Source organism: Acidobacteriota bacterium (assembly GCA_035471785.1).
Taxonomy (GTDB): Bacteria; Acidobacteriota; UBA6911; order RPQK01; family DATIPO01; genus JANQFM01.
On sequence record DATIPQ010000017.1, the window covers coordinates 104,914 to 117,123 of the forward strand.

The following is a 12,210-nucleotide window of genomic DNA, read 5'->3' on the forward strand; positions in this document are numbered from 1 at the left end:
AGAGCCCGCGGCGGACTCGCCCGGCAGGGCGCCGGCGCGCTATCATAACCGTTTCTCGGCCCATGAAGCTTGAAACATCGGTTCAGTTCGTCAAGAAGGTGGGAGAAGTCAGAGCCGCATTGCTTTCCAAAGCGGGAATCCGCAATCTGGACGACTTGCTGCGCTACCCGCCCATGCGCTACGAGGACCGTACCCGCTTGAAACCCATCGCCAGTCTGGAGGCGGAGGAGACGGCGGCGGTTGTGGCCCGGGTGGCGGCTTGCGGGGAACACCGGGCCGGTCCCCGGCGCATCCGGCTTTTTGAAGCGGTGGCCGAAGACCAAAGCGGAAGGCTGGCCCTTAAGTTCTTCAACCGTCCCGGCCTGGAAAAGGTTCTGACGCGGGGCGTTCGGGGGGTCTTCTTCGGCACCATCCGATACGACAAGTACAGCCGCGGGCTCGCCCTCACCAATCCGGAATTCGAGGTGCTGGAGGAAGAGGACGAGACCGGTTCTCCCCACATCGGACGCATCGTCCCCGTCTACCGGCGTATCAGCAGCCTCACTCCCCGCATCCTGCGCACCATCATCTCCAACGCCCTGGATGCGCTGGAAAAGGCTGGGGGAAGGTGCCAAGACCCCTTACCCGAGGAGTTGAGGCGCCGTTACGGTTTTCCCTCCCTGCCCGAGGCTTTCCGCCAACTCCACTTTCCCCAACCGGGCGGGGCGAGGACGGAGGCGCTCCTCAAGCAGTTGGAAGACATGGCCACGCCCGTCCAGCAGCGTTTCATCTATGAAGACCTGTTCGCCTTTCAGAGCGCCGTGCAAGTGGTTCGCTCCCAGCGCACCCGGCTGCGCAAAGGACGCCGCATCGAGCTGGGCGAGAAGGAGCGGCGCACCCTCAAGAGCATCCTCCCCTTCCGCCCCACCCGGGCTCAAAAGCGCGTTTTGGGAGAGATCGTGCGCGACTTGGCCCGGCCTGAGGTGATGTCGAGACTGCTGCAGGGGGATGTGGGATCGGGCAAGACCATCGTGGCCCTGCAAGCCATGGCCGTAGCCATGGAAAACGGCTACCAGGCCGCCCTCATGGCCCCCACCGAGATACTGGCCGAGCAACACTGGCGCAGTCTTTCCCCCCTGCTTCACGATCGCACCCGCTTCCGCGCGGGATATTTGACGTCGGCTGTACAGGGAGGCCAGCGCGAGAACCTGCTCAACGATCTGAAAGAAGGCAAGATCGACCTTCTCATCGGCACTCACGCCCTGATCGAGGACCCGGTCGACTTCCATCGGCTGGGCATGATCGTGGTGGACGAGCAGCACCGCTTCGGGGTCATGCAGCGTTCGCGCCTGATGGAAAAAGGCCCGCTGCCAGACGTGTTGGTAATGACCGCCACCCCCATTCCCCGCTCTCTGGCGCTCACCCTCTACGGCGACCTCGATCTCTCGGTGCTGGACGAACTGCCTCCGGGGCGCCGGCCCGTCGAAACGGTGTTGGCGGGCGAAAAGAAGCGCGCTGAGATATACCGCGGGCTGCGCCGCCAGATCGAGAAGGGCCGCCAAGCCTACGTGGTCTATCCGCTGGTGGAAGAATCCGAGAAAGTGGATCTCAAAGCCGCCGTGGAAATGGCCGCCCACCTGCAGGAAAAAGTCTTTCCCGACCTGCGCGTCGGACTGCTGCACGGCCGCCTCAAGAGCGACGAGAAGGAAGCGGTCATGAAAGACTTCGTGGCGGGCCGGTACCACATCCTGGTCTCCACCACCGTGATCGAGGTGGGCGTCGATGTTCCCAACGCTTCCATCATGGTGATCGAGCACGCCGAGCGGTTCGGGCTTTCCCAGTTGCACCAACTGCGCGGACGCATCGGCCGGGGTTCTCACGATTCCTATTGCGTGCTGATGATCGGTCCCAAGGTGGGCCAGAAAGCCCGGCAACGCCTGCTCATCATGCGCGAAAGCAACGACGGTTTCGAGATCGCCGAAAAGGACCTGGAACTGAGGGGGCCTGGAGAATTCATCGGAACCCGCCAGTCGGGACTGCCGGAATTCGCTTTCGCAAACCTGGTGCGGGACCGCCAATGGGTGAGCCGAAGCCACCAGGACGCCCGTCACTTCATTGAGGAAAGCCTGCGCCGGGAAGGGGGAGACCGCCAACGCCTCCTCAAGCGCCTCAAAGCCCTCTTCAAGGGGCGCCTTCCCTTGGCCCGAGTGGGCTGAGTGCGCCTGTCCCGCCGCTGCCTTGGGCAAATTTTATTCAACAATGTGGAATAAACCCTTCGAACGCGCTTGGCAAAAACGATCTTGAAGCGCAGAACATGGCTTAAGCAGGGAAAAAGTTGACATTCAAACATTTGATTCAAAGAATTGGTTTCTAATTCAAAACTTTGAATGAGATGTCTCCGAAGAGGGCGGCCCGAGATTCTCTAAATCTGCGAAAACGGTTGATTTTCAACGCAAACAGAGGGATAGAGCGGCAAATGAGGAAAAGATGAGGATCAGGGCCGAAGCTTTGGCATGATTCGTGCAACGTTGTACAACCCAAGATGACGCAGTGCGTCTGACGCCATTTTGCCGGGTCCGAAGCGGAATCTTCGGACTCTACGATGTTAAACGAACGAATCGAACATGGACGTATTGCGAATCAACTCAACAGGAGAGCAACGAGCATGAGATTATCTGGTTTCAGGACCATTTCCGCTCTGCTGGTATTGCTGTTGGCGGGTCTGCCGCTGATGGCCCAAACCGGCGCGGGAGGCATCCAGGGCGTTGTGCGCGACGCCTCGGGAGGCATCATCCCGGGAGTGGAAGTGAGCATTACCAATCCGCGCACGGGCCGCACCATCAATACCATCACCAACGACAGCGGTTTTTTCACCGTGCGCTCGCTGCCCGCGGGCAGCTACGAGGTCAAGGCCTCGATTGAAGGCTTCAAGACCAAGATCATCAACGTGGCCATCGAAGTCGGCGCCATGGCCAACGGCGACGTCACTTTGGAAGTGGGTACGCCGGACGAAGTCATCACGGTTTCGGGCGAGGCCATCCGGGTCGACACCGTCGACCACGAGGTGAGCGGGGCCATCACTTCGGAGCAGGTGCGCAACCTGCCTCTGAACGGCCGCAACTTTCTCGACTTGGCCCAAACCCAGCCGGGCGTGCAGTTGGTGGACGGCGGATCCTTCGACCCCACCAAGAACCAGTTCACCGGCATCTCGGTGGCCGGCCGCAGCGGCCGCGTAACCCGTATTTCCATTGACGGCATCGACATCTCCGACGAGACTGTCGGAACCACCACCCAGAACATCTCGGTGGACGCCGTTCAGGAATTCGAGGTGAGTCAGTCTTCCTACGACGCCTCCACCTCGCTGGGTTCGGCTGGTTCGGTCAACATCATCACCAAGAGCGGCAGCAACGAGTTTCACGGCAGCGGATTCATCTTCTACCGTGACGAAGAAGTGGCCGCCCTGCCCACCACCCGCACCGGCAGCCCTCAGACGATCGCCAACCTGGAGTCGGCTGAGTTCGACCGCGAGCAAGGCGGTTTTGAAGTCGGCGGACCTCTGGTCAAGGACCGGGTGTTCTTCTTCATCAACTACGAGAAGCTCAACCAGGATGGAAGCACCTTTACGTCCTTGCCTTCCTTCCCCAACTTCAACGGGGCTGTGACCACGCCCTTCAACGACAACCTGGGAATCGGGCGCTTGGACTTCAACCTGAGCGATTCGATGACGGCCTTTGGCCGCTTCAGTCACGAGACCAACGACGCCGCCACCGGTTTCGGCGGAACCAACCTGGCGCCTTTCGTCAACCAGAACGTCACCAACGTGACCGCTTTCGGTTTCGACGCCGCCACCTCTTCGCTGACCCATTCGGTGCGTTACGGTTTCACCAGCTTCGACAACGAGATCTCGACCAACAACCTGGGTCTGCCCGAGTTCTCGGCTTCCAACGGGACTCCGGTTTCGGTGGCCATCAACAGCCGCGCCACCTTCTTCTCCGGACCCAACCGTCTGGCGCCCCAGGCCACTTATCAGACCGACCATCAGTGGAAGTACGACGGTGCCTACATTCGCGGCAACCACACCTTCCGTTTCGGATCCGAGCTGAAGTGGACCAAGACCAACCTCTTCGCCAGTTTCTTCGGCGTAGGACCTGAGGTCCGCCTGGCCTTCGACGGCAACATCCGTCAGGCCATCATCGACCGTGGCGGCAACCCCAACGATCCGCTGGAATACCCCGTCAGCTTCGCCATTCTGGGCAACGGGCAGGGGTCTTTCACCGAGATCGCCAACAACAACCGTCCCCGCGGCGGCATCAACAACACCCGTTTCGCCTGGTACGTTGAAGACTCCTGGCGCGTCACGCCCACCTTCAACCTCAACCTGGCCTTGCGCTGGGACATCAACACCGGTCAGGTCAACGATGACCTGGGACTGCCTTCACAACTGTCCACCGTGCTGGGCCCCGACATCGTCAACCCGGTTGATCTCGATAAGAACAACTTCGGACCGCGCATCGGTTTCGCCTGGCAGCCTTTCGGCAACAACGAGACCGTCATCCGCGCCGGAGCCGGAATCTACTACGAGACCAACATCTTCAACAACGTGATCTTCGACCGCACCGACCGCTTGGCCGAGGGTCTGGGCTTCAACACCGCCGTGCCGCCCCTGGGCAACATCGACGCCATGGGCCGCGTGCTGGTGAGCGGAATGCCCGTCAACAACATCGACACCACCGCCTGGTCGGGCGTCCCCCTGGGCACGGTGATCGACCAGATCGGGCAGACTCAAGCCGATTTCCAGGCCGCCTCTGCTCAGGTCCCCTTCGATCCCAACGGAACGCCTCTGATCCTGGTCAACGGAACCACTTTTAGTTCCATCTTCTCCCAGGATTACCAGACGCCCTACTCCATCCAGACCAACCTGGGCGTTGAGCACCAGTTGAGCGATACCTGGACGATGTCGGTCGACTACCTCCGCAACAAGAGCCTGCACCACAACCTGGTGCGTGACTTCAACCGTCACTTTGCTGCTGACACCCTGGACGTGGCCGGCGCCGCCGGCGCCATTCAGTCCACTCTCAACAGCATGGGAGTTGGCAGCATCGACGAGGCCATCGCCGCCGGAGCTTCCATCAACAGCTTCGGGCTGGCCAACTTCTTTGTTGGCGTGGACCCCAACTTCACGGCCATCAACGTGCTGGAGTCGAGCGGACGCTCTACCTATAACGCTCTGCAGTTCCGCACCACCGGCCGCTTCACCGACATGGACGGGTTCGTCCGCAACATGTGGATGAACATTTCCTACAACTTGAGCCGCTTTGAAGTGATCTCAGGCGACCAGGACTTTCTGCCCTCGGTTGCCTTCAACGACAACTTCTTAAGCGATCAGAACCGCGGCCCCGGCGGAACCGACCGCACCCACCAGTTGAGCGCCCAGTTCTTCATGGATCTCCCCTGGGGATTCGGGCTGAACTGGAACCAGCGCTGGGCCACGGCCTTGCCCCAGAACCTGCTTCTGTCCGGCGCCGGTGGTGGAAACAACATTTTCACCTCCGACCTGGACGGCGACGGAACCTCGGGCGACTTCGTGGGCGACCGCGGCGACTTCGGCCGCGGAATCAGCAGCGTTGACGAACTCAACGCCCTGATCAACGGCTTCAACAGCAGCATCGCCGGCAATATCACCCCGGCGGGCCGCGCCTTGGTCAGCGCGGGACTCTTCACCGAGGCCCAACTGATCGCCTTGGGAGCGGTCGCTCCCAGCCTGCAACTGGCTCCGGCCGGACAGGTCTTCAACGACTCCTTCATCACCTCCGACATTCGAGTCACCAAGCACTTCGAAATCGGCGGCGGCGACCGGGTCGTGACCATCTCTCCTTCGGTGGAGATCTTCAACCTGTTCAACGTGGCCAACTACGGCCGCCTGGGCAACAGCGCCAACGGCATCCTCAGCGGACAGCCGGGCGCCCCCAACGGCACGGTGCAGGGCACCCGCACCAACCTCATCGGATTGGGATCGGGAAGCTTCTCGCAGGGCATCCCGCGCTCCTTCCAGTTTGCGCTGCGCGTCTCCTTCTAGGGGCCTGAGCGCATGCAACACTACGAGCCCCGCCGGATCGATCCGGCGGGGCTCGTTCGTTTAGGACAAAGTGTTTTTGAAACATCGGACCGCCTCGTCCCTCTACAAAGACGTCGGCGGGCCTTTAATATCCGCTACACTATCGATGATGAAGATAAGATTGATCTTAGCCCTTATCCCTTTGCTCTTATGGACGGCTCCGGCTCTGCCGGGCCAGGACGAGCCGGCGGCCCGCCAGGAAGAGAGCCGCGACTACTTTAAGAAATGGCTGCAGGAAGACGTCCTCTACATCATCACCCCCGAGGAGCGGGCCGTTTTCGAGGACCTGCGGACTGAAGAAGAGAAGACGCGCTTTATCGAGGCCTTCTGGAAGCGGCGCGATCCCGATCCCCAGACGATCGAGAACAGCTACAAGGAAGAGCACTACCGCAGGATCGCCTACGCCAACGAACACTTTTCGGCCGGATTGCCCGGCTGGAAGACCGACCGGGGACGCGTCTACATCCGCTTCGGTCCTCCCACCCAGCGCGACGTCAATCCCACCGGGACCACCCTGGCCGATCCCCGGGGCGGCGTGGCCAACGCCCTCGAGGGACGCATCGAGGGCGGCGTCACCCAGCGCGAGATCATCACCTTTCCTTTTGAAACCTGGTACTACAACTACATCGAGGGCATCGGCAGCGGCATCACCCTGGAATTCGTGGACCGTTCCGGCGCCGGACTCTACAAGCTGGCCCTCGATGAAGACGAAAAGAACGTCTACGCCTACAAGGACCCCCTGGCCGACCCGGCCAGCGCGGCCAAGAGCGACCTTTTCCGCCTTTCCAAGGACCGCCAGTTCTATAAGACCGAACTGTTGAGCAAGGTGACTTCGGCGCCCGTCGTCAAGTTCGCCGATCTGGCGGGAGTGGTTTCTTCGCGGGTCACCTACGACCAGATCCCTTTTCAGCTCGCCGTGTCCCACGTGCAGGTGACCGACAGCTCCTACTACGTGCCGGTGACCTTCACCCTGCCCGTCTCGGATCTCACCTTCAAGAAGGAGGGAGAGGCCAACAAGGCCTCAGTCAACATCTTCATACAGGCCCGGGACCTTTCCAAGCGCATCAGCGCCATGGTGGAAGACACCCTGGAACTGACGGGAACCGAGGAGCAGTTGCCGGCCATGCGGCGGGGCAACGCCCTCTACTCCAAGAAGATCCTGCTGCCGGCGGGCCGCCACCTGCTGGACGTGGTGGTCAAGGACGTCCATTCGGGCAAAGTGGGAAACAAGCAGCAACTCGTCCACCTCGAGGTGCAAGAAGGACTGAGCCTGAGCTCCCTCATTCTTGCCGACGTGATGCGTCCGCTGATGGGAAAAGAGACCTTGGCCGATCCCTTCGCCATCGGCGATCACAAGGTGGTGCCCAACGTGGGCAACGAATTCCGCTCCAGTCAGCGGGTGGGGCTCTTCTTCCAGCTCTACGGCCTGCAGATCGATCAGTCCTCGCTGCGTCCGGACGTCGAGCTGACGGTGCGCTTCAAGCAGGGCGACCGCAACCTGGTCACCATCGAGGACGACCTCAGCACCTTCGGCAAAGTCAGGGGCGAGCAGGCCTCGGTGACCATCAGTCTGCCGCTGGCCAAGTTCCCCGCGGGCACCGTGGTTGTGGAGGTCGAGGCCAAGGACCGCCTCAGCGGCCAGAGCACCCGGAGCGAGGCGTCTTTCCGCATCCTCAAGAAAGAGGACTCAGACTCTTGAGGCCTCGATGGGCGGCGGCAACTCCCCCACGGCTGATCCTTCGCTCCCCCGGCGGGACGGACGGCCCGGTGCCTCTAAGTTGCCGCAGGTAAGACCACTTCTCCACTTCAGAGAACTTCGGGGGCATGGACTTGGGGAGCGGATTGCGGTAAAATCCAGGTCTTTTCCAGCGACCGAAGTCTCAACATGCTCAAAGATCTTTTCAACAAGCCGAAATGGCAGCATCGTGATCCCTCGGTGCGCCGGGAAGTGATCGCCGAGTTGTCTGATCAGGAGCTTGAGGAGGCTCTCAGCGAGTTGCTCGAGGATCCTGAGGCCCAGGTGCGGATCGCGGCCCTGGAACGGGCCCGCTCCTTGGAAACCCTGCATCGGCTGTGTCGAGAAGATGAAGAGGATGAAGAAGAGGTGCGCGAGGCCGCCGGCCAGCGCCTGCGCCAGCTTCTGCGCGATCCCTCCGAGGACGCTCTCCCCCTCTCGCAGCGCATCGATTTCCTCAAGGGACTCGACGACCAGGGATTGATCGAAGACCTCTTGAGCACGGCTCCGCACAGCGAGCTGCGGCGGGCTTTGCTGGAAATGGGCCCGCGCCAGAAGGCGGTGGCCGACATGGCCGTGGACGACACCGACCATGACTTGCGCCTGCTGGCCCTCCAGCGCCTTGAGGAGGAAGCGTTGCTGGCGCGCGTGATGCGCGACACCCGGCGCCACGACAAGCGTATCCACCGCGAGGCCCGCGCCAAGCTGCAGCAAAAACGCCTGCAGCGGGGAGATCCCAAGGCCGTGCGCCGCCGCCGCGAGGAACTCTGCCAGCAAGCCGAGAAACTGGCGTGGACGGTGGATGCCGATCGCGACGCCAAGTCGCTTGAAGTCATCGTGGAGGAATGGAAGAGCCTGCCGGTAGCCGCCGAAGAGGAGCTTCAGGAGCGCTTCGACGCCATTTGCCACCGCGGATTGAACCGCGACGAGGCCGTCGATTCCGCCAAAGAATCAGCAGACCAGGCCCAAGAGCCTCCAGAGCCTGCTCCGACCGGCGAGGCTGATGAAGGAGAGACCGCCGAGGCCGCCGCTCCCTCCCAGCAGAAAGCCGGAGCTCAAGCCGTCATCGAGCGGGCCGAGCGTCTGGCCCGAGACAAAAAAGCCGGACTGCAGCAACGCCTCCTCACCCGCCTCAAGGAATCCTGGCAAACGGCCCGACGCGAGGAGGAGGTTTCGGAAGAAGAGACGCGGCAGTTCAAGACGGCGTTGTCGCAGCTTGAGCAACTGTTGGCAGAGCAATCCAAGCGCAATGAGGAAATTCTCTCCGAGATTCGCTCTCATCTGGGCCAGGTGGAGCAGCATCTGGGCCAGGGGGAACTGCGGGAGGCGCGGCTCCTCTTCCGCAAGTGCTCGCGCCGCTTCAAGGGACTGCCCGGACTCACCCGCAAGCAGCGCGACACCATGCGCAGCCGGCTCAAGGCCGTGCATGCCGGCGTTCGCGAACTCAAGGACTGGCATCATTGGGGCAACAACCAGCAGCGGCTGCGCCTGATCGAGAGCATGGAAGCCCTGGCCGGGAGCGAATTGCATCCGGAGGAGTTGAACAAGCGCATCAAGGCCGCCCGCAACCAATGGATGCGCTTGGAGCAAAGCGAGAAGCTGCCCGACGATCCGCCTCACTACGCCTCGGGGCCGGGGCTGTGGAGGCGCTTCCACGCCGCCTGCAACCGGGCTTACGAGCCCTGCAAGCAGTTCTTCAAGGAGAGGGCCGAGAAACGCAAGGCCAAGACCGCCGAGTTGGAAGCCGTTTGCCGGCGCCTGGAAGCCGATCCCGAACTGAGCGGGGACCCGCCCGACTGGAAGCCCTTGGACCGCCTCATCCGCGAAGGAGCCCGTTCTTTGCGCAGGCTCAACGAGATCGAGCCCAAAAAGCGAGGTCCCATGGCGCGCCGCATCCGCAAGGCGCTCAAGGGATTGGACCGGCGCCTCCGGGAACTGCAGAAGCCCCACGAGGAGGCTAAGAAGCAGTTGATCGAGGCCGCCAAGGCTCAGATCGAAGCCGAGGACATCGGGCAGGCCACCGCCGAGATCCGCCGCCTGCAACAGCAGTGGAAGGAAACGGGAACCACCGCGCGCCCCCGCGAGCAGGCCCTGTGGAAGGATTTCCGGGCGGCCTGCAACGCCGTATTCGAGCGCTTCAAGGCCAAGCGCAAGGAAGAAGAGCAAGCCCAGCAGCAACACAACCGCGAACTCATGCAGATCTGTGCCGAGATCGAGAAACTGTGCAAGTTGGAGGGCGAGCAACTGGTCAAGGCCGAAGAGGAGTTCGAGAAAGCCCGCCAGTCCTGGGCCGAGGCGGAGTCGCGTTCGCCTGGTCTGGAGCGGCGCTTCGTCCGGTGCTGCGGGCGGTTCAGCGGCAAGCTCAAGGCGATTCGGCGCGATCAGGCCAAGGAGCGCCGCCGCCGTCAGGCCGAAGAACGCATGCAGTCGTTGCGCCGCAAGGGGGATCTGTGCGCTGAACTAGAAGCTGTGCAGGGCCTGTCCGCAGCCAAGGCAAAGAAAATGGTGGAAAGCGCGCAAGCCCAGTGGGAGGAGTTGCCTGAGCTCTCCAAAGAGGACGAGCAGCGCATGCGCCGGCGTTTTGATCAGGCCTGCCAAGCCTTGCTGGAGGGGCGTTCCCAGGACTGGGACGAAACCGCGGCCAAGCACCTCCGGGAAGCCGACTTGCTGTGCGTGCGCATGGAAATGCTGGCCGGGATCGATTCGCCCCCCGAGTCCGCCGAGGTGCGCATGCGCTACCAGGTTTCGCGTCTCTCCTCAGCCTTGGTGGACCGGGAGAAGCCCGCCAATCCCAAGAGCGAGGCCGAAGAGATCGAGCACGACCTGTGCTTTTTGGGCCCCTTGCCCGACGAGAAGGCGGAGGGTATCCAGAAGCGCTTCCTGCAGGCCTTGGAAAGTTTCCGCAAGAAAGGCTAGTGCTGCCGCTCATGGATTCTGAAGCCAGGACCCTCCGTTTCTTGTCCCTGACGGGGACAGATTCGCCAGCCCAGCGACTGTGTTAGAAGTCAAGTCCGGGCTCGCCGAAGGCGAGCGATTCGCCAGCCCAGGGTCAGCCGCGGCGAGCGCCAGCGGGACGGCGGCGGCACCCCGGGTTTCAGACGGCAAAGGTCTGAACGCTGAAAGCGTGGAATAACGCCAAAGGGTGGCTCAAAACTTCTGGCGCACTGTCACTAGATTTTTCCCTCGCCAGGCAGCACCAGCAGGCGGGGGATGCGCACGTGGCTGGGCTGGTCGAGCAGAAAGCGGACGCTGCGGGCCACGTCCTGGGGACGCAGAGGATGCTCCATTCCCAGCGTGTCGGCGGGATGCTCCTCGTAATGCTCGTGCAATTCCGTTCGCACCAGTCCCGGTTGCACGCAGGACACCTTCACGTCGCTGCCGGCCAATTCCATCCGCAGCGCTTCCGACAGAGCCTCCAGCGCGAACTTTGTCCCCGCATAGCCTCCCGCCCGCTCGCGGGTCTTGGTGCCCAAGACGCTGGAGACGTTGATCAGGTGTCCCCATCCCTGCTTCTGGAAGAGTCTCAGGGCCAGGTAGGCCATTCGGTAAGCTGCCTCCACGTTGAGGCGCACCATGCGGCACAGGCGCTCGATGTTGATCTCGCTGACGGAGCCGGTCTCGATGATTCCGGCGTTGTTGATGACCACGTCGCATCCGCCATGGATCAAGAGGGCCTTTTCCAGCACTTGAGAGGGCAAAGAGGGATCGGTCAGATCGCCCGCCAGATAGGCGCATTCGGGCAACTCTTCGGCCAGCCGGCGCAAGCGTTGCTCGCGGCGGGCGGTGACCATGATCTTGGCTCCGCATTGGGCCAGATCGCGGGCCACGGCTTCGCCGATGCCGCTGCTGCCACCGGTCACCACCACCGTCTGTCCGCTCAAATCCATGAAGCGATAGTAAGGCAATCCCGGCTGAGCGGGCAACTGCCGATTCAGGCTCCGGGCTCCGGCACCAGCTTCCCGCTGAGCCATCCCAGCATGGCGGCGATGGCGCCGATGATCATGTTGACCAACATGCCCACGACCCGGATGACCATGGCCTGGACGACGCCCACGGCATCGGGCGTATTGAGGGCCTTGGGATGGTTGAAGTAGGTCTCCGCGCCCAACAGATAGGAGCCGGCGGTTCCCGCGATGATCAACACTTGGGCCACGAAGGCGATGGTTATGCCCAGAAGGGCGGCCTGCAGCACTCCGTATCCGCGTAAGCGGCGCCCGAAGGCTCCCAGGAAGATGCAGGCGAAAAGGGTTGTGAGGACCAGACTGGCTTGACTGGTTCCTTCCTCATAAGGAACCTCGAAGATGCCCAACAGCAGGCGCAGGATGAACATCACCACCAGCCACAGAATGGCCACGCGTGCGAAACGGATGTATTCACTCAT

6 protein-coding genes are annotated in these 12,210 nt (G+C 62.1%); 4 read left to right on the forward strand and 2 right to left on the reverse strand.

Translation table 11 applies throughout. The features are described 5' to 3' along the window. The first annotated feature begins 44 nt into the window (after nt 1-44). The 4 genes from recG to VLU25_02790 all read left to right on the forward strand — a co-directional run bounded on the left by recG (nt 45) and on the right by VLU25_02790 (nt 10,745). Complete coding sequence (gene recG / locus VLU25_02775) at nt 45-2,195, forward strand: ATP-dependent DNA helicase RecG (protein ID HSR66841.1); 2,151 nt, start codon at nt 45-47, stop codon at nt 2,193-2,195. Between the two features lie 449 nt (nt 2,196-2,644). Continuing rightward, nucleotides 2,645-6,055, forward strand: a complete 3,411-nt coding sequence (locus VLU25_02780) for a TonB-dependent receptor (GenBank protein HSR66842.1) — start codon at nt 2,645-2,647, stop codon at nt 6,053-6,055. Between the two features lie 160 nt (nt 6,056-6,215). Next, nucleotides 6,216-7,793, forward strand: a complete 1,578-nt coding sequence (locus VLU25_02785) for a GWxTD domain-containing protein (protein ID HSR66843.1) — start codon at nt 6,216-6,218, stop codon at nt 7,791-7,793. A 186-nt stretch (nt 7,794-7,979) separates the two neighbouring features. Then, entirely contained in the window at nt 7,980-10,745 is a 2,766-nt protein-coding gene (locus VLU25_02790) for a DUF349 domain-containing protein (protein ID HSR66844.1), read from the forward strand. A gap of 254 nt (nt 10,746-10,999) precedes the next feature. Here VLU25_02790 and VLU25_02795 read toward each other — a convergent pair whose 3' ends face one another. Next, entirely contained in the window at nt 11,000-11,716 is a 717-nt protein-coding gene (locus VLU25_02795) for an SDR family oxidoreductase (GenBank protein HSR66845.1), read from the reverse strand. 44 nt (nt 11,717-11,760) lie between these two features. After that, nucleotides 11,761-12,210: a hypothetical protein gene (locus VLU25_02800; GenBank protein HSR66846.1), complete on the reverse strand. Its 450-nt coding sequence runs from the start codon at nt 12,208-12,210 to the stop codon at nt 11,761-11,763.